At 66.7% G+C, this 19,842-nt stretch carries 18 protein-coding genes; 6 read left to right on the plus strand and 12 right to left on the minus strand.

Translation table 11 applies throughout. The annotated features are described in order from the left end of the window. Together E2481_RS00335 and E2481_RS00340 are read right to left on the minus strand one after the other, a co-directional pair. Positions 1–738, minus strand: coding sequence for an ABC transporter ATP-binding protein (locus E2481_RS00335; protein ID WP_136715132.1), 738 nt, complete (start codon positions 736–738; stop codon positions 1–3). Between the two features lie 73 nt (positions 739–811). Then, complete coding sequence (locus tag E2481_RS00340; RefSeq protein ID WP_136715133.1) at positions 812–1,051, minus strand: CDGSH iron-sulfur domain-containing protein; 240 nt, start codon at positions 1,049–1,051, stop codon at positions 812–814. Between the two features lie 85 nt (positions 1,052–1,136). Here E2481_RS00340 and E2481_RS00345 point away from each other — a divergent pair, with 85 nt between their 5' ends. After that, positions 1,137–2,765, plus strand: a complete 1,629-nt coding sequence (locus E2481_RS00345; protein WP_136715134.1) for a potassium channel family protein — start codon at positions 1,137–1,139, stop codon at positions 2,763–2,765. 67 nt (positions 2,766–2,832) lie between these two features. Here the strand turns inward: E2481_RS00345 and E2481_RS00350 are convergent, their stop codons facing one another. After that, entirely contained in the window at positions 2,833–3,441 is a 609-nt protein-coding gene (locus E2481_RS00350) for a DUF998 domain-containing protein (RefSeq protein WP_136715135.1), read from the minus strand. Between the two features lie 107 nt (positions 3,442–3,548). Between E2481_RS00350 and E2481_RS00355 the strand changes: the two genes are divergently transcribed. Continuing rightward, positions 3,549–4,073 (plus strand): TlpA family protein disulfide reductase, encoded by a 525-nt coding sequence (locus tag E2481_RS00355; RefSeq protein WP_136715136.1) that lies wholly within the window; start codon positions 3,549–3,551, stop codon positions 4,071–4,073. A 220-nt stretch (positions 4,074–4,293) separates the two neighbouring features. Here E2481_RS00355 and E2481_RS18480 read toward each other — a convergent pair whose 3' ends face one another. Beyond that, a complete protein-coding gene (locus E2481_RS18480) occupies positions 4,294–4,452 on the minus strand; it encodes a hypothetical protein (protein WP_169302340.1) in 159 nt (52 codons plus the stop codon). Positions 4,453–4,674: 222 nt separating this feature from the next. Beyond that, positions 4,675–6,813, minus strand: coding sequence for an AAA family ATPase (locus E2481_RS00360; protein ID WP_136715137.1), 2,139 nt, complete (start codon positions 6,811–6,813; stop codon positions 4,675–4,677). 77 nt (positions 6,814–6,890) lie between these two features. On the opposite strand from E2481_RS00360, the gene E2481_RS18850 reads away from it, so the two are divergent. Then, positions 6,891–7,025, plus strand: a complete 135-nt coding sequence (locus E2481_RS18850) for a DUF7128 family protein (RefSeq protein WP_256867875.1) — start codon at positions 6,891–6,893, stop codon at positions 7,023–7,025. A gap of 30 nt (positions 7,026–7,055) precedes the next feature. Here the strand turns inward: E2481_RS18850 and E2481_RS00365 are convergent, their stop codons facing one another. From E2481_RS00365 to E2481_RS00380, 4 genes are read right to left on the minus strand one after another with little or no spacing between them, the layout of a single operon-like run. After that, positions 7,056–7,754, minus strand: a complete 699-nt coding sequence (locus E2481_RS00365; protein ID WP_136715138.1) for a DUF7519 family protein — start codon at positions 7,752–7,754, stop codon at positions 7,056–7,058. Then, entirely contained in the window at positions 7,751–9,025 is a 1,275-nt protein-coding gene (locus E2481_RS00370) for a DUF58 domain-containing protein (RefSeq protein ID WP_136715139.1), read from the minus strand. Before E2481_RS00370 ends, E2481_RS00365 begins: the two co-directional genes overlap by 4 nt. Further along, a complete protein-coding gene (locus tag E2481_RS00375) occupies positions 9,022–9,621 on the minus strand; it encodes a DUF7269 family protein (protein WP_136715140.1) in 600 nt (199 codons plus the stop codon). Before E2481_RS00375 ends, E2481_RS00370 begins: the two co-directional genes overlap by 4 nt. After that, positions 9,618–10,505 (minus strand): DUF4129 domain-containing protein, encoded by an 888-nt coding sequence (locus E2481_RS00380; RefSeq protein WP_169302341.1) that lies wholly within the window; start codon positions 10,503–10,505, stop codon positions 9,618–9,620. Before E2481_RS00380 ends, E2481_RS00375 begins: the two co-directional genes overlap by 4 nt. A gap of 230 nt (positions 10,506–10,735) precedes the next feature. Between E2481_RS00380 and E2481_RS00385 the strand changes: the two genes are divergently transcribed. The 3 genes from E2481_RS00385 to E2481_RS00395 are packed head-to-tail and all read left to right on the plus strand — an operon-like array spanning position 10,736 to position 15,346. Next, positions 10,736–13,441, plus strand: coding sequence for an AAA domain-containing protein (locus E2481_RS00385; protein ID WP_136715142.1), 2,706 nt, complete (start codon positions 10,736–10,738; stop codon positions 13,439–13,441). Positions 13,442–13,489: 48 nt separating this feature from the next. After that, complete coding sequence (locus tag E2481_RS00390) at positions 13,490–14,071, plus strand: hypothetical protein (protein ID WP_136715143.1); 582 nt, start codon at positions 13,490–13,492, stop codon at positions 14,069–14,071. Between the two features lie 48 nt (positions 14,072–14,119). Then, positions 14,120–15,346 carry a lactate racemase domain-containing protein gene (locus E2481_RS00395; protein ID WP_136715144.1) on the plus strand — a complete coding sequence of 409 codons (1,227 nt, stop codon included), beginning with the start codon at positions 14,120–14,122 and terminating at the stop codon, positions 15,344–15,346. Between the two features lie 23 nt (positions 15,347–15,369). Here E2481_RS00395 and E2481_RS18855 read toward each other — a convergent pair whose 3' ends face one another. The 3 genes from E2481_RS18855 to E2481_RS00405 all read right to left on the minus strand — a co-directional run bounded on the left by E2481_RS18855 (position 15,370) and on the right by E2481_RS00405 (position 19,823). Further along, positions 15,370–15,504: a DUF7331 family protein gene (locus E2481_RS18855; RefSeq protein WP_256867876.1), complete on the minus strand. Its 135-nt coding sequence runs from the start codon at positions 15,502–15,504 to the stop codon at positions 15,370–15,372. A 173-nt stretch (positions 15,505–15,677) separates the two neighbouring features. Beyond that, complete coding sequence (locus E2481_RS00400; protein WP_136715145.1) at positions 15,678–16,910, minus strand: hypothetical protein; 1,233 nt, start codon at positions 16,908–16,910, stop codon at positions 15,678–15,680. 177 nt (positions 16,911–17,087) lie between these two features. Then, on the minus strand, positions 17,088–19,823 hold the full coding sequence (locus E2481_RS00405; protein ID WP_136715146.1) for an ATP-dependent helicase: 2,736 nt from the start codon (positions 19,821–19,823) through the stop codon (positions 17,088–17,090). Positions 19,824–19,842: the final 19 nt, after the last annotated feature.

Consider the following 19,842-nt stretch of genomic DNA (forward strand, 5'->3'; position numbering starts at 1 on the left):
TCAGTCCGTGGCTCCGGTCGGGACCGCTCGGCTCTTGCCAACTTCCTCCCGGAACACGTCGAGCAGGCGCTCGCCGTCGTCGAGTTCCTGCGGGTTGCGCTCGGCGACGAGGCGGCCGTCGCTGACGATGGCGACGCGGGTACAGAGTTCCTCGGCCACCTCGATGAAGTGCGTCGAGAGGAAGACGGTGTTGCCCCGCTCGCAGTACTCCCGGAAGTGGCCCTTGATCTGTTCCTGCATGAGCGGGTCCAGGTTGACCAGCGGTTCGTCGATGAAGACCAGGTCGGGTTCGTGGACGAAGGCCGCTGCGAGCATCACTCGCTGGCGCTCCCCCTCCGAGAGGTCCGTCGCCAGCGTGTCCAGTTTCTCGCGGAACTCGAAGCGGTCGGCCCAGTCGTCGATGGACGCGGACACGTCCGAGAGGTTCCGCACGGCACCCACGAACTCCAGGTACTCCCGCGGCGTCAGGAAACTCGGCGGGTCCTCCCGCTCGGGCAGGATTCCGACGGCGCGCCGGACTGCCAGCGGATCGGCCACCGGGTCGTGACCCAGGACGCTGGCGGTCCCCGAGGTCGGTTCGAGTTGCCCCGTGAGGATCTCGATCGTCGTGGTCTTCCCCGATCCGTTCGGTCCGAGGAGAGCGAACAGCTCTCCCTCGGGGACAGACAGCGAGAGGTCGGCGAGAGCCTCGAGGTCGCCGAAGCGTTTCGTCAACTCGGCCGTCTCGATGGCGGGCATCCTCGGGGAATCGGCGTCGACCGAGAAAAGCGTTGTCCGGATATCGACAGGTCGATCGCTCGGATCGACGCGGCTACTCCCCGTCGGTGAAGACGATCTCGTCGATCTCGTGTCGCGGGTTCTCGTCGTCGTCGCCCTCGTACTTGTAGCGAACGCCCTCCTCCTCGTCGGCGGTGGCCTGATGTGATCCGTCGCAGAACGGGTAGTTCCCCGAGAGTCCGCACATGCAGATGGCGATGTCGCCTTTCTCTCCGATGTCGTCCTCGTCGACGATCTTCGGGCCAGTCGCGTCGTGGGTGATCTCCCGTGACATACGATAGCAATGGATTATCCAGGGAAAAACCCTCGGGCGGGTCGCTCAAAAAAGGTAAACCCTCCCTGTTCGTTGGGCCAAGGCAATGAAAACGTGGCAGCGTCGGACTGCACTGTATCTCCTCGCGCTCGGGGCCATCATGCTGCTCTATTCCGTTCTGTATCACTACGCGATGCTGACCTACGAGGGGGCGACCCACTCGTTTCTCCACTCCGTCCAGGTCGTGGTCGAGACGTTCACCACGACCGGGTTCGGCTCCGACGCGCCGTGGTCGGAACCGGAGACGAACCTGCTGGTCATCGCCATGGACCTGACCGGCGTCGTGTTGATCTTCCTGGCGCTCCCGGTGTTGCTGTTCCCGATGTTCGAGGAGACGATCTCGACGACGCCGCCCAGCAGCGTCGGGGACGTCGAGGACCACGTCGTCATCTGTGCGTTTTCGCCGCGAATCCGGATGCTCATCGACGAACTCGATCTGCTGGACATCCCGTACGTCGTTGTGGAACCGGACCGCGACCGGGCGGTCGAACTCGTCGAGGACGGCGTGGACCTGATCCACGGCGACCCGGAGTCGGCGTCGGTCCTGGAGAACGCGAACCTGGGGTCGGCGCGCGCGCTCGTCGCCGACCTGGACGACTCGACGAACGCCAGCATCGTCCTGACCGGGAAAGACGTGGCCCCGGACGTGATGTGTATGACGTTCGTCACGGACCCGGAGATCGCCTCCTACCACCGGTACGCCGGGGCCGACCACGTGTTCTCGCCGCGGACGCTCATCGGTGAGAGTCTGGCCAAGAAAGTGACCACGAGCATCAGCACCGAGGTAGGTGACGCGATCGAGATCGGCGAGGACTTCGAGATCGCCGAACTCCCCGTGCAGTCCGGGAGCGAACTCACCGGCAAGACCGTCGCCGAGAGCGGGATTCGCGAGCGAGTCGGCGCGAACGTCATCGGTGCGTGGTTCCGCGGCGAGTTCGTCAGTCCGCCCTCGCCGGACGCCCGAATCGACGAACAGACCGTGTTGCTGGTCGCTGGCCGCGAAGCGCAACTGGAGACGCTCAAAGAACTCACGCTGTCGAAACAGCGCGACCGTCGCGACGGGACGGTCGTCATCGGCGGCTACGGCGAGGTCGGGTCCACTATTCACGCCAACCTCGACTCGGCGGGAATCCACTCGACCACCGTTGACATCGACGACCAGGACGGGGTCGATTTCGTGGGGAACATGACCGACCAGGCGGATCTCCGGGCAGCCGGCATCGAGGAGGCCAGAACGGTCATTCTCGCGCTCGCCGACGACACGATGACGATCTTCGCGACGCTCGCGGTCAGGGACCTCGCGCCGGACGTCGAGATCATCGCTCGCGCCGACGAGACCGAAAACGTCAGGAAACTCTATCAGGCCGGCGCCGACTACGCGCTCGCCCTGGCGACGGTCAGCGGTCGGATGCTCGCCTCGACGATCCTCGGCGAGGACGTCATTTCGCTGGATCAGCAGGTCGAAGTCGTCCGGTTCGACGCCGATGGACTCGCCGGTTCGACCCTGGCCGGAGCGGACATCCGTGCGAAAACCGGCTGTACAGTCATCGCGATCGAGCGCAACGGCGACGTGATAACCGACCTCGACGCCGACTTCGAGATCCGGGCCGAGGACAGCGTCGTGATCGCCGGTCCCGACGAGAGCATCGCGCAGTTCGCCAACCGATACGAGTAGCGATCACTCGCCCCGTTCGACCCGGGCGGTCGTCGAGCAAAGCGGCGTTGGACCAACGGGGAGTCTGTCACGCCTCGTCGAGTCGGGTCCGAACGTCGACGGCGGTCGCGACGGCCCAGACGCCGAACACCGTCGCCCCGACGATCTCCGGGAGTGCCAGTCCGGGCCGCATGACCTCGCCGGTCACGGTCCAGACCGTCCAGGCTCCGGTGTTAAGCAGGCCGCCCGCGACGGTCGCGAGGCCGCGGGTCCGTGCCCCGGCGAGTACGTTCCCGATCCCGTAGGTCCACAGCGCGACCGAGAGCAGGACGTAGAACCCCACGGCGGCCGGGACGTGTGGATCGGTCCCTTCTGGGAACACGCCGATGAGCGCCATCGCGAGCAGGACCAGTCCGAACAGGCCCACGCCGGCCAACTCGACGCGGTTGCGAACGGACCGAAGGAGGGCATAGCCGAAGCCGAGGCCGACGAGCCCGCCCCCCACGAGGCCGCCGTTGAAGACAGCTCGTGTCAGGGATGTCGAGGCGTCGCTGACCGTGCCCCCGAGGTTCGAGAGCGCGTTCCCCGTCCAGGAAAAGGAGGGCGATAACAGCGTCGCCAGAACGACCGCACCGAGCGTGAACGCGGGCGCGACCACCCCTGCCCATGCACTGACGCTGTCTGCTGTGTCAGTCATCGAGACTGTGTTCCGAGTAGTAACCCTTCAACGTGATTGATCGTGACGAACGTCGTGTTCGAGTCGATGGCGTGTTACTTTTCTACCAGGATACCAGACAGGGGAACATGTACGACAGGGGCCGCCGGGGGTTCCTCGCGATGGGGACGACGGCCGTCGCCACGCTGGCCGGGTGTTCCGGAATCCTCGGTGGCGGTGACGAAAACGAACAGAGGGGGACTCCTCGCAGTTCGTTCACCCTACAGACGCTCGATGTCGGTGGGTCGACCGGCTCGGAGATTCGAGTCCAACCGCCCGGGGAAGTCGCCCTGATCGACTTCTTCGCGTCGTGGTACGAACCGTGTAAACCACAGATGGCCGAACTGCGGACGGTCCGCGAGAACAACCCCGACCTCCACATGCTCTCGATCACCTGGGAGACGGAACGCCGGCCCGTCCGGACCTTCTGGGAACGGTACGACGGGACCTGGCCGGTCGCCATGGATCCCCAGATGAAAGCCGGAACGAAGTACAACGTCGAGGGCCTCCCGACGGTACTCGTCGTCGACGCCGAGGGGCAAACGGCCTGGCGACACACCGGGCTGACGAAGGCCGAGACCATCGAAGCGAACCTGGCGACTGCGCGGCAGTGAGCTACCCGTCCCCGCTCGGCGGTTCGACGGTCACCCTTCAAGGTTCGTCTCGGACGACGGTTCCGGTCACGATCCCGTCGGAAAGGGGCGCGTTACAATCGGCGAGGACCACGAGGACGGTAATCGCAACGACGCCGAGGCGTCGGCTCATCGAGTGGGCGTACTTTCCGGCCGTGAATAAAGCCACGCCGGGTTCGGGCGGATCGGGATTCGCTGAGTCTCAGCGGGGGGATTCGTCGCTCTCGGCCGTGAACAGCCCCTGTATCTGAACCTCGTTCTCCGTGGAGAACATCAGTGGCGCGGTCTCGGAGTCGGTTCGGGTTCCTGTCTGGGTCGGCAGTGTCTGGCGCGAGTCGGACGTCGAGCGTTGTGTACTCATGGATTTGGTGTGTCGGGCAGCAGCGGAATATTCGAAAGCGATGCCTGGACGCGTCAGTCGAGAATGAGACAGCGTACGCGTACGATCGGCATCATGTGTCTACCTGATCGTACCGGCCTATCTTTAATAAATGTTCCTGTTGTATCGTGCGAATGGAACGAGTAGTGGTACCGTATATCGATGGCCGTTGGGTCTTCGACCGAATTAGCGCAGTGATTGGGGTCAAGGAGACTGAACCGAGTCCGTGGCGGCCTCGAAGTGGTCGCCGCGGATGACTACCTCGTCGGCTCTGTCGTTGGCCGCTTCCGGACCGTGTTCGGCGGCGAACTCGCGGATCGCGAGCATGGACGCCTCGCGAACGAGCGCTTCGAGTTCGGCCCCGGAGTAGCCCGCCGTCTCCACGGCCAGTTCGTCCATGTCCACGTCCTCACCGAGCGGTTTCCCGGCGGCGTGGACTGCGAGAATCTCCCGACGTGCCGACTCGTCGGGGTCGGGGACCTCGACGTGTTGTTCCAGTCGTCCGGGACGGAGCAGTGCGGGGTCGAGCGACTCGCGCCGGTTGGTCGCCGCCAGAACGACCAGCGTCGGGTTCTCTGCCAGCCCGTCCAGTTCCGTCAGCAACTGGGAGACGACCCGTTCCGTCGCCTCGTTGGTCTCCCCGCGCCGGCCCGCGATGGCGTCGATCTCGTCGAAGAAGACGATCGAAGGTGCCGCCTGGCGGGCCCGCTCGAACACCTCGCGGACGGCCTTCTCGCTCTCGCCGACGTACTTGTCGAGCAGTTCCGGCCCGGCGACGTGGATGAAGTTCACGTCGCTCTCGCCGGCCAGTGCCCGCGCCAGGAGGGTCTTGCCAGTCCCCGGTGGTCCGTGGAGGAGCACGCCCGACGGCGGATCGGTGCTGGTGGCCTCGAACAGCGCCCGATAGGAGAGCGGCCACTCGACGGCCTCCTGTAGTCTGGATTTGGCCTCGTCGAGTCCGCCAACGTCGTCGAAACTCACGTCCGGGGTTTCGGCGACGTACTCCCGCATCGCGGAGGGATCGACCGCCGCCAGGGCCGTCTCGAAGTCCTCGCGAGTCACGACCGGGTCCTCGCGGGTCCGCCGGAGTGCGCCCATCGCTGCCTCGGTCACCAGCGAGCCGATGTCCGCGCCGACGAACCCGTGTGTTCGGCTCGCCAGCCAGTCCAGGTCCACGTCGTCGGCCAGCGGCATCTCCCGCGTGTGCACGTCGAGTATCTCGCGCCGGCCGGCCTCGCCCGGGACGCCGATCTCGATCTCGCGGTCGAAGCGCCCGCCCCGGCGCAGCGCGGGGTCGATGGCGTCGACGCGGTTGGTCGCCCCGATGACGATGACCCGACCGCGCTCTTCGAGCCCGTCGAGCAGCGTCAGCAACTGGGCGACCACCCGGTTCTCCATGTCGGCGTCCTCGTCGCGCGTCCCCGCGATCGAGTCGATCTCGTCGAGGAAGAGGATCGCCGGCGAGTTTTCCTCGGCCCGCTGGAACGCCTCACGGAGTTTCTCCTCGCTCTCGCCCTTGTACTTCGAGACGATTTCGGGGCCGGAGATGGTCTGAAAGTGCGCGTCGACCTCGTTGGCGACGGCGCGGGCGATGAGTGTCTTCCCCGTTCCGGGCGGCCCGTACAGGAGGACGCCCTTCGGGGGGTCGATTCCCAGCCGACGGAACAGGTCCGGTTCCGAGAGGGGGAGTTCGATCATCTCCCGGACCTGGTCGAGTTCCTCGTCAAGCCCGCCGATGTCCTCGTAGGTGACGTCGAGTTCCGTGGTTTGCTGTGGATCGATTTCCGTGGCGATGTCCCCGCCAGCCGTATCGTCCCCCTTGGCCGGCTGGGGATCGTCGAGGCCGAGATCGACGCCGTCCAGTACGGTGAGATCGGTCTCGTCGGTCACCCTGACGGGTCCGTCGGGGTCGGTCAGGGAGACGACCACGACGCCGAGTCCCTCGACGTGAACCCGCTCGTTCTCGCGGATCGGACGGTCGAGCAGCCGACTTTTCACGGTCGATTCGATGTCGTCCTCGTCGGGCAACGGTTCGGTCGGACGCACCGAGACGATGTTCGCGTCGGCGACCGAGGTGGTACTGACGGTGACGGTTTCGCCGATGTTGACGCCGGCGTTCGCCCGGGTGTCCGCGTCGATCTTGACGACGCCGCCGTCGCCGTCGGCCATCGGCCACATCTTCGCGACCGTCTCCTGGCTGCCCTGGATGATGACCGGATCACCGCTCAGGATGCCCAGTTCGTTCCGGGCGGCTTCGGGAAGCCGTGCGACACCCCTGCCGGCGTCTCGCTTGTCGGCCCCCTCGACAGTGAGCGTGACACCGCCCCCGTGATCCCGGCTCATGACCGGGCCTTATCGGCCCACCGTCTTGAGGTTTCCCCGGGGGAACGCATAAGACGGACGCCAGTAGATAAAATGACATGGTGGTCCAGACCCAGCGCGACGAAGCGACCTGGTTCAAATGCGAGGAGTGCGGACTCATGTTCGACGATCAGGACGACGCGCGGAAACACGAGGACAACTGCGACGCCGAGGAACCGTCGTATATCCAGTAAAGACCCGCCGAGCGTGAGGGGACCGACCCCTCACCGATAGAGGACGACCAGGAAGGCCAGTGCGGCCCCGAGGAAGACGACCAGTCCTTCCAGCGGGAGGTCGGTGACGTCGAGTCGCCAGACGAGTTCAGTCAGGGCGACGAATACGGCACCGACGAGCAGCGTCGCGCCGACGTGGGTTAGTTCGACGCCCCTGGTCTCGGCCTGCCTACCCACCTGCGCACCGAGAGTGATGGCGTGTCTGGCCGCGTCCCAGGACGCGACGACGCCCGCGGTGGCGACCAGGAGGACCAGTCGGTCGCTCCCGTAGGCGATCCCGCTGTTGAGCACACTGAGGAACACGAGTGCGGCACCTGCGGTGGCGAGTGCGGTCTCCCAGCCCCGGCGGATCGGCAGGAGCGCGCCGGTCAGGACCGCCACGCCGATCAGTCCCGGATACAGCTCCGCAGTCGCGATGTTGTCGAGGTTTGCCGTCGCGACGAACGCGACGCCGGTGAGCGCGATACCGATGCCACAGAGGCCGACGAGCAGGGTCGCGGTCCCGTCGTCCCGGTGGATCCCGAAACCCAGGACCAGCAGTCCGAAGACGGTCAGGCCGACCGGCAGCGCGTGGGTCCAGCCGGCGACGAGGAGGACGCTCCCGGCCGCGACGAGTACGGCGACTGCACTCGCGAGCGTCGTCGGTCGGTGGACCATCGTCGAACTCGCGGGAGCACTGGCCTGTGTCACCGAGACCACCGCCGCTTTGCGCCCAGCAGTGCGCGGGCCAGTGAGTCCTGGGTGTCCCAGTCGACGACCGACACGCCGCCTCGGCGCAGCGCGTAGAGCCGGTTCCGTCGCTCGACCGCCGCGATCCGACTCCCCGGCGACTCCGTCGTCGACACGTCGGGACTCACGACAGTCACTGGACGGCCGGCGTCGGCCAGTTCCAGCGCGCTCTCGACGACGAACTCGTCGGCGAGCGGACTCACGATGACGAGCTGGGTCTCGCGATCGAGCCCGGTCCTGAGTTCCCGAACCTGTGCCGCCGCCCTGTCGTAGTCAGATTCCGGGTTCTCGGGCGGTTGTGGCGACAGCGTCGGATGGGTGAGCAGTACCTCGCGTACTCGCCGTTCGTGGTCAGTCCCTCGGTCCGGTGGGACCCAGCAAAAGTCCCGGCCGATGGCTGCCAGTCCCGCCCGCTCGTCGACCTCCCAGACCGCTTCGAGCAGTTCCTGTGCGGCCGCGACGCCGTGTGAGACCGCGTGTGGACCGCCCTCGATCCCGCGATACGCGCTCGGTCGGGCATCGATGCAGACCACGACGCTGACGGTTCGCTCCTGGCGGTACTCGACCGTCGCGAGCGTTCCGGTCCTGGCGTACTGCTTCCAGTCGATCCGATTCGGACTGTCGCCGGAGCGGTACTCGCGGGTTCGAGCGAACTCGATGCCTTCGCCCTCGCCGCTGGTCAGGATCTGGCCGGGGAACGGGTCGCTCGTCTCCGCGACGGGCGGGTCCGGAATCTCGCGACGGCACTCGATGTCGGCGGTATCCGACTCTAGAGTCGTCTCGACCTCGGTACGACCGCTCACGTCGCGGGCGATGGCCGTCGCAGCCCGGAACTGGTGGGAGCCGTGCTCGGCGGTCACGGCGTAGGCGAACGTCGTGGTCTGACCGGGTCGAAGGACCGCCGCGTGCCTGGCGCTGCCCTCGCTCACCGCGAGCATCGCCGGAACGCCGTCGACGAGGCGCAGGTCTCGCAGCGTCTCCTCGCCCTCGTTGGTCACCGCTACCTCGACGGATACCTCGTCGCCGGGCGACGGGTTCGTCTCGCTCACGCGCCGGTCGAGCGCCAACTCGACCGCGGGCGGTTCGAGCAGCCGCGGGTAGATGGCGTAGCCGACGCCGAGACAGGCCGCGAGCAGGACGTAGGGGCGCTTCAACAGGACGCCGAACGCACCGGCGAGCAGTGCAACGGCGACGACGCCCCGCCAGTGGTGTGTCCGGCGAACCGTCGTCATCGACCGTCCGCCCCCTGATCCCGTTCGAGGATCGCGGTCACTGCGCTCTCGGTGCGACGCTGGAACCGCGATCCGCCCGGGAGCGCGTCCCGGAGGCGTCGACCGAACTCGCCCGCGCCGTCGTCGGCCAGGAACGTCGCCGCGGTCCCGTCGTCGGTCCACTCGCCGGCGGAGACGCTCGCCGTCGCAGCGGCCGACGAGCAGCCGTCGACCCGCATCACGGTCTCGACGGCCGTTCGGCGCAGCCTCGCTCTCACCGCCGCCCGCTGTCCGCCCGTGAGGTGTTCGGCGGGATCGAGCCCCCGCTCGATGACGCGGTCGATCTGCTCACCCGGCGGCCGCCCGGCGGGGACGGATTCGGTCGATGGCGGGTCGGCTCCGTCGAACCCGTCGAGCGTGCGGGCGAGCACCACGAGCAGCGCGAGACCCAATGCGACGATGCCGACGAGCGCGACGACGAGGTAATCGTGTCCGAGCCGGGACACGAGCCACTCCATCGAGACGAGACTCGCGAGACCGCGGGCGAAGAGTATGCCCACACCGAGACAAAACAGGAGTGCCCCGACGAGCAGCGGCCCCCGTGCAGTCCGAGTCATACGGTGCCCTCCGGCAGGTCGAGTTGCAGTCGCTGACAGACCTGTGAGACGCGCTGGCGGCGGTCCTCGGTCACTGGCCGCTCCCCGTATCGGACCTCCTCGAAGGTCCGCGTGAGCGTCTCGATGGCACTCGGGTCCATCCCGGCTTTCGCGGCGGCATTTGCACACTCGTGGGTCGTTCTGGTCCGCGTGTTCTCGACGTCGACGTTCCGCATCAGGGCGTCCCAGGCCGCGAACACGACGTTCGCATCCGGCGGGGGACTGGGCTCCCACGCGTTCTCGGCGTCCGTGTCGGCGCTGGCCCCATCGGTCGAGCCGTCGAACCACGGGAGTCGGTCGCGATACCGGTAGAGCAGGGCAGCCAGCAACCCGGCCGCGAGAGCGATCAGCAGCGGGTCGAACCCGTCGGCGTCCGACTCCGTCTCCTCGTTCGTGGCCTGGTCGGACTCGCCACCGCCACCGCTACCGTCCCCGCCGGCGATGGTCTCTGACCCGTTCCCCGGTGCGGGTCCCGAACCGCCGTCTTGGGGTTCCGGCATCGCACCGGATTCGTCCTCGTCACCGGTAGCGGGCGCGAGCCCGCTGTCGTCGCGGTTTCGCTGTTCCGGTCGGTCCGGCTGGTCCCCGATTCCACCCGCTCCCTGGCCGTCGTCACTGCCCCCAACCGGGGGCTCCTCGGCCGCGTCCGCGTCGCGCTTTTGCGTCTCGATGTCCTGCTGGAAGTCGGCGACGTCGCTGCTCTCGATGGGGAGATACGAGTAGTCGAGGTCGACTGCCTCGTGCGGTTCCGACGACAGCGTCGAGGACAGCGTCGTCGCTGCGACGCCAACGGCCAGAAAGCAGGACATCGCGACCGCGATGGAGATGAGTTGGTGGCGGTTCATAACACTCGAGCCTTCGTGACACGACAACCACCCCGTGGAGCGGGCATTGTTATCCACAGCATATTGGGATATCGGGTGTATTGGGGTGTGTCTGTGCCGTTCTCGCTCGATGACAGTAGTACCGGGATTCGACGCCGACAGTGTCGGTCCTTCCGGGAAAGCCGTCTCTATTCGCCCCCGACGCTGCCGGGAGGGGAGCGCTTTTGTCCGTCGCACTGATGCCATCGACCGTGCAGCTCCGCGGGCCAATCGTCGACGCCGAGGAACCCCGAACCGTCCAGACCAGCAACGGCCAGAGCGACCTCGCCGAAGTGACGATGCGCCCCGACGAGGGCCGCGAGGACCCCGTTACCGTCACGCTCTGGGGGAAGTGGAGCGAGACCGCCGAGTACATAGAACCCGGCATGGACCTGCTGGTGACCGACGCCGACGAGGACGAGTTCCGCGGGGAGATCCAGTACTCGACGGGCCGGGACTCGATGGTCGTCGTCGAACCCGGATTCCTCGTCGACGTGACCGACATCCGCTCGTGGGTCCAGTGCCCGCGGATGTACTACCTCAACAAGCTCGCCGGCCTGCCGCTCGCCTACCCCGTCGTCAAGGGGACCATCGTCCACGAGGTGTTCGGCGACCTGCTCCGTGGTCGGGATCTCGACGACGCCGTCGAGGAACGCGTCGCGGAGGCGGGCCTGGAACTGGGCTTGCTCGACCGGGACGCCGCGAGCGTCGCCGAGGAGGTCCGCCAGAACGCGAGCGCCATCGAAGGCTGGCTGAACCAGGGAACGCTGACCGAGGGCGACCAGTGGCGCAGCGAGCAGACGCTGGTCAGCGAGACCTACGGGCTGAAAGGCCGGGCCGACGCCGTCCGCCGCGGCGCGCCGGTCGAACTCAAGACCGGGAAAAACACCAACCGCGACCCACGCTTCCAGGACAAAGTCCAGGCCGCCTGCTACGCGCTCATGCTCGGGGAAGGGGAATCCCGGGGGTCGGACGTTGTCCACACCGGTGCGGCTCCGGACACGGGGACACTCCTCTACACCAAGAACGCGGCCGTGGAGCGGACCGAGGAGACCGGCGACCTCTCGCCGGCCAAGGACTTCTCGATCGGGCCTGGCTTCCTCCAGTACGTCGTGCGGACGCGCAACGAGATCGCCGCGATGGAGGCCGACATGAGCGTCCCGACGGGCTACGAGGCCGACGCCAAATGCGAGTACTGCTTCGAGCAGGACACCTGCATGGCCGTCTCGGGCCGTCTGGACCAGGAGTCCAAAGCCGGCCAGGTCGGACAGGCCATCCCCGAGGAAGAGCGGGACTACTTCGAGCGGTTCTACCGCGCCATCGAGACCGAACGGCGGGCGATCCATCGTGAGTACTCGAAGCTCTGGCGACAGACCGCCGAGGAACGGGCCGAGGACGACCGGGCGCTGGTCGATCTGGAGCCGCTCGACAACCGGGAACTCGACGGCGGCCGCTGGGAACTCCGCGCGGCCGGGACGGGCGCGGTCTCGAAGATCCGAGAGGGCGACGTGGTGCTGGCCAGCGACGGCCATCCGATCCGCGGGAAGGCCGAACTCGCGCGGGTCCAGCAACTGGAACCGGAAATCGTCGTCACGACCGACGAGCCGCTCGACCTCCGACGCCTCGACGTCTATCCCTCCGAGATCGGCGTCGACCGGATGCTCACCGCGCTCCACGACGCCCTGTTACAGCAGCCGGCCGAGCAGAAAGACGTCCTCTTTGGGCGACGGGATCCCGAGTTCCGCGAGGACGACACCACGTATATCGACAACAACGACGCCCAGAACGAGGCGGTGTCGCTGGCGGCCCGGGCCGAGGACTTCGCGCTCGTCCACGGGCCGCCGGGAACGGGCAAGACCTACACCCTCGCGCGGACGGTGCGCGCCCTCGTCGAACGCGGCGAGCGCGTCCTGTTGACCGCCTTCACCAACCGGGCGGTGGACAACGCCCTCGAAGCCCTTCGAGACCAGGGGTTCGACGACTTCCTCCGGATCGGCACCGAGAACGGCGTCCACGCCGACATGCAGTCCTACCGGCTGAAAGAGCGCGGCGACCCGGGGACCCTGTCGAATCGGCTCCGGGATGCGCCCGTGGTCGCAGCGACGACGGCCTCCTGTGGCTCGACGGTGATGCGCGGCCAGTCCTTCGACGTGGCCATCGTCGACGAGGCCGGCCAGATCACCGAACCCGGCGCGCTGGCGGCCATCAATCTCGCAGACCGGTTCGTCCTCGTCGGGGACCACCAGCAACTCCCGCCGGTCGTCCAGGCCGAGGACGACATGGACGGCGTGGAGACGGCGGACCTCTCGGCGTCGCTGTTCGAGCGACTCATCGAGGCCCATCCCGAGGCGTCGGTGATGCTCGACCGCCAGTACCGGATGGCCCAGCGCATCCAGGCCTTTGCCTCCCGGGAGTTCTACGACGGCCAGCTCCGCCCCGCCACGGGCGAGGTCGCGGCCCAGCGCATCGACGACCTCTCCGACGTCACGCTCGACGCGCTCCCCGACCATTTGCGGGACTCCGTCGCGTTCGTCGACCCGGGCGGTCAAGCCCGGGGGAACACCAACCCCGACGAGGCCGACGCCGTCGTCGAGACCGTTCAGTCCTACCTGGATGCGGGGGTCGCCGCCGACGAGATCGGCGTCATCGCCCCCTACCGCGCACAGGTCGCCGAGATCAACAAACGCGCGCCGGAGGGCGTCACTGTCGACACGGTCGACCGGTTCCAGGGCTCCTCGAAGGAGGTCATCGTCGTCTCCTTCGTCGCCACGGGGTCGCTGGAGGGGCCGATCTTCGAGGACTACCGCCGCATCAACGTCGCGCTCACGCGGGCGAAGAAGTCGCTCGTGCTGGTCGGCGACGCCGACGCGCTCTCGACGGACCCGGTCTACGGCCGGATGGTCGAGTGGGCGCGCTGACGGTGGCGTCCGTGGGGACTATCATTCTCCGAAGATAACGGGGGAGCGATGGTCCCCATCGCCACCCCCTCCAGACGCGTTGGTATTGCCCTCCTGATCATCGCCGTCGTCCTCGTCGGTGCGAGTGACGTGTCGGTGAACACACTCCCCGGATTCTCGGACCACACCGGTCCCTCGGAGATGGAGATCACCGAGTTCGAGCGCGTCGATTCGGGCTGTGCGGACGACCTGAGTAGCTTCCGCGGAACGCGGTCCGGCCCCAACGGAACGTACACCAAGCACACCTTCATCCGAACCGAGGACGCCGACGCCGCCCTCTCGGCGTGGGTCGAGCGCACGTCGCCGCCCGGCGCGGACCTGAGCACGTTCCGGGTTCACGTCGAGTCTCACCACGAGGGGCCGGTCAACGAGACGTGTGACACCGGCGTCCTCTATCGGATCACGATCAACGGCAGCGGCGGGTCCCCCCAGGGATTCCTCCCGGACGCACACGGGACGCGGATTCTGTGGCTGGAGAACGGGCGGTTCGCTGGCTGTAGCGGGAGCGTGACCAGCCCGCTGGAGAGCGGCTGTCAGCGCTTCGTAGACCAGCCTGAACGAACCTGGGCCAACGCGACCGACGGGGCGTAACGCGGGGGACCGACAGCTACTCCCCGCTTCCGGCCTTCAGGGCCAGCCATGAGTTTCACGCTCCCGCTCGGGGAGGGCACCATCGACGTCTCGCTTCCCGACTGCGAGGTGACGGTCGCCGACCCGCCGGGCGGCGAGGCTGTCGACGTCCGCGCTGCCGCTGAGAACGCCGTTGCGGACCCGCACGGCCCGTCGCTCGCAGCGCTCGCCGATCCCGACGACCTCGTGACCATCGTCGTTACCGACGTGACGCGTGCGACGCCGGACGACGTACTGCTCGACGTGCTACTTGGCGAACTCGAACGCGCGGGCGTCCCGCGTGAGCAGGTGACGGTGCTCCTGGGCCTGGGCCTCCATCGGCCGATGACCGACGCGGAGATCGAAGACGGGCTGGGCGAACACGCGGACCTCGCGCAGAATCACGACCCGGACGAGACGGTCACGGTCGGGACCGTCGACGACTGTCCCATCCAGGTCCACGAACGCGTCGCCGACGCCGATCTAGTCGTCTCGACGGGGATGGTCGAACCCCACCAGTACGCCGGCTTCTCCGGCGGGGCGAAGACGGTCGCCATCGGCGCGGGCGGCGCGCCGCTCATCCGCTACACGCACGGCCCCGAGATGCTGGCCGAGGAGGGCGTCAGACTGGGCCGGGTTGACGGCAATCCGTTCCGCGAGGCGGTCGACCGCGCGGGCGACGCGGTCGGCCTCGACTTCTGCCTCAACGTCACGCACGGACCGTCGGGGATTCTGGCCGCGAGTGCGGGCCGACCCCGATCGGTCGTTCAGGACCTCGCAGCGGCCGGTAAGGAGGCCCTATCGGTCCCGGTGACGAAGGCGTACGACGCGGTGGTCGCCGGGGTCGGCGCGCCGAAAGACGCCAACCTGTATCAGGCGACCCGGGCGGCGACGTACGTCGTTTTGGGTGCCCGTAATCCGCTCCGGAGCGGTGGCCGAGTCGTCATCCCGGCCGCGCTCCCGGAGGGTGCGGGCGACGGGACCGGCGAGCGCCGGTTCTACGAGTGGTTGGCCGAGGCTGGGAGCGCGGAATCGCTCTACGAAACGATGCGGGAGGGGTACGAACCCGGCGCACAGCGCGCGTTCGTCGTGGCGCGGGCGCTCCGCGACCACGACGTATACGTGACCGACAGCGACTGTCCCGAGATCGTCGAGGAGTGTTTGCTGTCCGCGGCACCGACGGTCGCGGATGCGATCGACCCCGGGAGCGACGTGCTGGTCGTGCCCGACGCGCTGAATACACTACTTACCGAGTAACAGTCCGGTGTTCCGGGTCGCAGTCAGACCTGCTCTTCGAGCGGCACTGCACAGTCGGCGTGGAGCCACGCGGCTTCGTTTTCCGAGTCGTAGATGACGACGGTTCCGTCGGGAGCCTCTTCGACGAGGTACCGGCCCGAATCCTGTTGTCCTTGCATCGATATCTGGTAGCAGCCGAAGCCTATAAGAGTTTAATCGGGGATTTCGCAACACATCGGCCGAGTGACGTGCGAATAACCAGACCCAAACTCGGAGACGGTACTGGGGTAGCGGTGATCTGGGGCCGTTCCCCGTGAGTAAGCTGACGATTCCACCGCCGAAGCGGCCCGTCTCAGGCGGAGGTCCCGTTCTCGCGGATACTGTGTCGGATTCGGCTATCGATCTCGGCTTTCAGTTCCTCGCGTTCGTGTTTCGTCGCGACCCGCCCGTGCACGAGTTCGAGAAGGTCGAGATGCCCGAGCAGGTTGTGGGCTTCCGCGCGGTCCAGGCCGAAGCCCTGTTGAATGTCGTAGAGCGTGTCGGCGGTGCGTACCGCCTCTTTCAGTTCCGCGAGCGTGACGTCGGCCGGCGCAGTCACGTCCGACGGGAGCACGTCCGCGAGCGGGTCGCTCTCGGGAACGACCGATCCATCCTCGTCGTTCTCGGACTCGTCCGCGGCAGCCGTCTCGGCATCGACATCACTGTCGGTGGTTCCTTCCTCCAATTCGGATTCCCGACGCTCCGCTTCCCCCTCCGTCTCTGGGGTCGAAGGAGGCGATTCGGGGTCTGGAGAGACCGTTTCAGCGTCCGCGTCCGACTCGGAGTCACTCCCGCTGGCTTCCGAAGCTGCATCGTCTGTCCGGTCTCCCACATCGGGCGTCCCCTCGGGGCTGGAAGCGCCATCCTCGCCGGTCGGATCGTGGATGCCGTGCTGTATCATGTGTCGCCGAACCGTCTGGGCGGAGACGTCGACGTCGAGCGCCTCGCGCATCGCGGGGAAAGAGTCGTGGGACTCGTAGGCGTCCCTTAGCGCATCGGGGTCCCGGTAAGCCGGGGTTGATTCGACGTCCTCGTCGCTGCTCTCCGCACGGAGGTGAATCTTGGTCCGGTGGATCTTCATCCCCGGTTCGCTCTCGAAAGTCTCGCCACACCCCGGTTCCGGACAGACGACTGCCCCGTCCTCGGCCGTCTCGTCCACACTCTCGACTGGCACTGCACTGGACTCGGGATCAGGTTCCTCCGGTACCGCCTGGGACGTTTCGGTGGCGTCCGCCCCGTCCGAATCAGCGGCCGATTCGGCCGGTCGATCCGCCGAGTCGATCGTCTCGTCAGAAGCCGTCACCACGCCCGAAACCACTGCCTGCTCGTTCTCGCTGCCGTCCGCTTGGCGCGTCACTGACTCCTCGGTCGTCGTTTCCGTCGTCTCGCAGTCGAGCGATACGGCGAGATCGAGCGTAACGTGTACCTTCCCGTCGGAGACCGCCGCTCGGTCGGCCGGAATCGTCGCATCACACACCTCGACGCCGCCCGTCTCGACCTCGTCGACGACAGCCGCGAGCCGACGAAGTGCATTACTTACTGACATAGGTTCTCCGTTCGTTAAGCACGGTGTAACCGATTGTCGAATATGAACTTCACGGCTGTTTTGTGCTGTTTATCGCTTATTAGACTTTAATTCGTTGCGGGCTACTTGCACGGAAATCACGCGATTCCGTAGACACCCGACGGTTCGTCGATTGTCGACCGTCGAGTCTGTCCGTCGTCAGACTCGCGATTCGGTCGGGTCCTCGTCGATGGCGTCGAGCACGCGTTCGTGGAACTCCTGTAGCACCTGGCTCTCGTCCTCCGCGAGGACGACGTCGGACGCCATCAACGTCGCCAGCCCGAACGATCGGGGCGTGGGCGTCTCCACTCGATGGGAGCGGATCGAGATCGCGTCGGACTGGACGGCTTCCAGCACCGTCTCGATACCGGCGACGTCGAGTTTGTCGTCGAGGATCTCCCGGTAGGTCTCCTCGATGACCGCGAAATCGGGTAACTCCTCGGCGAACCCCAGCAACATCTCGCTGGAGACCTGCTGTTCGCTGGCCGACTTCTCGTAGCCCTTGTAGCGCTTGAGTATCATCAGCGCCCGCGTGGCGTTGATGCGGAAGTACCGTTTGAGCAGGTCCGTCCCGTCGAGGCTCGCCCGGAGGTCAGAGCGAACGTCCGCGGGGTCGATGTCCCGAACGACGCCCGCGAGGTCGACTTTCCGATTGAGCGGCATCGAGAGGGTGAAGCCGTGGTCGGCCACGGCGACTGTGACGTTCGCGTTTGCCTCCTGGGCCACGCGGTAGGCCAGCAACCGGGAGAAACCGTCGTTGAATCGGCGACCGTAGTTGGAGTGGACGTAGTAGTGGCGCTCGTACTCGTCGCGGTCCATCTCCACCTCGATGACCAGCCGCGAGTCCGTGCTCACGCTCTCGGGACCGGCGTAACTGACCTGCTCGTCGAACATCCGGGCGATGGCTCGGACGCTGTCGTCGTCCAGCGGGAACTCCCTGAGCCACGCGCGAACCGCCGGCGGGCCGCCCCGCTCTAGTTTCTGGAGCAGGTCCCGCTGAAACGCCAGTATCTCCCGACCGAGGTCGTAGGAGAGCGGGAGCCGTTCGGAGAACCAGGAGGGAACGGTCGGGCGAGCGCTCGTCCGGTCGACATACACCTTCGAGCCACGGCGGTAGACGTACTCGAAGTTGTTCCCGCCGAGGACGAACACGTCACCGGATTCGAGCGTGTCGAGGTACTCCTCGTCAAGATTGCCGACCCACTGGTCGTCCGACCGGGTGAACACGTCGCAGGTAAAGGAGTCGGGGATGGTCCCGATGTTCGTCATGTAGATGACCCGCGCCAGCCGACCCCGTTTGCCGATGAGGGGCTCACCGACCGGGAAGTCCTCGTAGTGGTGTTCGCCCTCGGGCGGGTCGTTCGTGTCCCGCCAGACTTTCGCGTAGACGTTCCGGTCTTCCATCCCCTCGTAATCGGCGGTCAGGTACGAAAGCAGGGACTCGAACTCGTCCTCGGAGTAGTTCCGGTAGGGGTAGGCTCGCCGGAGAATCCCCTTTACGTCCCGTTCGGGACGGACCTCGTTGATCGCCATGCCGTAGACGTGCTGGGCGGCCACGTCCTGTGCGTTCTCGGGCACGAACACGCGGTCGACGAACCCCTCCTCGGCCTTCTTGCACATCACCGCACATTCGATCAGTTCGTCCCGGTCCAGCGCGACGATGCGCCCGGTGACCGTCTCGCCGAGCTGGTGCCCCGCCCGTCCCACGCGCTGGAGCAGGGAGGCCACCGATTTCGGCGACCCGACCTGTACCACGAGGTCGATGTACGGCATGTCGATGCCCAGTTCCAGGCTCGTCGAGGTCGTCACCACGTCGACGTCGCCGGACTTCAGCGCCCCCTCGATGCGCTGGCGCTCCTCTTTCGAGAGGCTGCCGTGGTGACACCCCGAGTTGCCCTCGTCGTAGTCGTCGTACCGCTCCCGCAGGTTCTTGAGGACGCGCTCGGCTCCCGAACGCGTGTTCGTGAAGACGAGCGTGTTCGTGTGGTCCTGAATCAGGTCGTGGAGCTGGTGGTAGAAGCGATCCGTGATCAGGTCCCGCGGCGTGTTGATGAGGTCGTCAGTGGGGCAGGACAGTTCGATGTCGAACTCCCGGACGAACCGCGTGTCGACGAGTTCGTACTCCCTGGACGCGCCGCCCGGTTCCGCCCGGCCGACCAGGAACTCCCCCATCGTGTCCAGGGGCTCGACGGTGGCCGAACAACCGATCCGGGTCGGGGACGCGTCGGTCATCGCTTCCAGGCGTTCCAGCGACACCGAGAGGTGCGTCCCGCGTTTGTTCTCGGCCAGGCTGTGGATCTCGTCGACGACGATCCACTCGACGGTTTCGAGTTTCCGCTTGAACTTCGGGGAGTTCAGCAAGATCGCGAGCGTCTCCGGCGTCGTGTTGAGGATGTGGGGCGTCTCTTCTAACATCCGCTGGCGCTCGCTGTCGTCGGTGTCCCCGTGTCTGATGGCGTGTCTGATGTCCACCGACTCGCCGCGAGCGGACAGTTTCTCGGTGATGCCCTGCAGCGGGACTTCCAGGTTCCGGTGGATATCGTTGGCCAGTGATTTCAGCGGGGAGATGTAGAGACAGTAGACGCTGTTGTCCAGCCCCTCGGCCCGGTCACGACGGAACAGTTCGTTGATGATCCCGCAGAAACTCGCCTGGGTCTTGCCCGACCCCGTCGGCGCACAGATGAGCGCGTTCGTTCCCTCGTGGATGAGCGGGATGGCCTCCTTCTGTGGCGGCGTGAAGTAGCCGCCGTTCTGGGGGACGAACTCGCCGAACTGTTCGACCCACCACTCCCGGACGGCGGGCTCTAACAGGTCCAGCACCTCGCCGTCGTCGATGTCGACGGCCGACGGATCGTAGTCCAGCGACTGCTCGGCCAGCAGGTCGCGTCCTCCCATCCTACGCCCCCGTTAGGGT

The sequence above is a fragment of the Halorientalis salina genome, assembly GCF_005049285.1.
Taxonomy (GTDB): Archaea; Halobacteriota; Halobacteria; order Halobacteriales; family Haloarculaceae; genus Halorientalis; species Halorientalis salina.

Bases quoted from the DNA above. Each gene is read 5' to 3' on its own strand.
- E2481_RS00335 (WP_136715132.1), bottom strand. From the start codon at position 738: ATGCCCGCCATCGAGACGGCCGAGTTGACGAAACGCTTCGGCGACCTC.
- E2481_RS00340 (WP_136715133.1), bottom strand. From the start codon at position 1,051: ATGTCACGGGAGATCACCCACGACGCGACTGGCCCGAAGATCGTCGAC.
- E2481_RS00345 (WP_136715134.1), top strand. From the start codon at position 1,137: ATGAAAACGTGGCAGCGTCGGACTGCACTGTATCTCCTCGCGCTCGGG.
- E2481_RS00350 (WP_136715135.1), bottom strand. From the start codon at position 3,441: ATGACTGACACAGCAGACAGCGTCAGTGCATGGGCAGGGGTGGTCGCG.
- E2481_RS00355 (WP_136715136.1), top strand. From the start codon at position 3,549: ATGTACGACAGGGGCCGCCGGGGGTTCCTCGCGATGGGGACGACGGCC.
- E2481_RS18480 (WP_169302340.1), bottom strand. From the start codon at position 4,452: ATGAGTACACAACGCTCGACGTCCGACTCGCGCCAGACACTGCCGACC.
- E2481_RS00360 (WP_136715137.1), bottom strand. From the start codon at position 6,813: ATGAGCCGGGATCACGGGGGCGGTGTCACGCTCACTGTCGAGGGGGCC.
- E2481_RS18850 (WP_256867875.1), top strand. From the start codon at position 6,891: ATGGTGGTCCAGACCCAGCGCGACGAAGCGACCTGGTTCAAATGCGAG.
- E2481_RS00370 (WP_136715139.1), bottom strand. From the start codon at position 9,025: ATGACGACGGTTCGCCGGACACACCACTGGCGGGGCGTCGTCGCCGTT.
- E2481_RS00375 (WP_136715140.1), bottom strand. From the start codon at position 9,621: ATGACTCGGACTGCACGGGGGCCGCTGCTCGTCGGGGCACTCCTGTTT.
- E2481_RS00380 (WP_169302341.1), bottom strand. From the start codon at position 10,505: ATGAACCGCCACCAACTCATCTCCATCGCGGTCGCGATGTCCTGCTTT.
- E2481_RS00390 (WP_136715143.1), top strand. From the start codon at position 13,490: ATGGTCCCCATCGCCACCCCCTCCAGACGCGTTGGTATTGCCCTCCTG.
- E2481_RS00395 (WP_136715144.1), top strand. From the start codon at position 14,120: ATGAGTTTCACGCTCCCGCTCGGGGAGGGCACCATCGACGTCTCGCTT.
- E2481_RS18855 (WP_256867876.1), bottom strand. From the start codon at position 15,504: ATGCAAGGACAACAGGATTCGGGCCGGTACCTCGTCGAAGAGGCTCCC.
- E2481_RS00400 (WP_136715145.1), bottom strand. From the start codon at position 16,910: ATGTCAGTAAGTAATGCACTTCGTCGGCTCGCGGCTGTCGTCGACGAG.
- E2481_RS00405 (WP_136715146.1), bottom strand. From the start codon at position 19,823: ATGGGAGGACGCGACCTGCTGGCCGAGCAGTCGCTGGACTACGATCCG.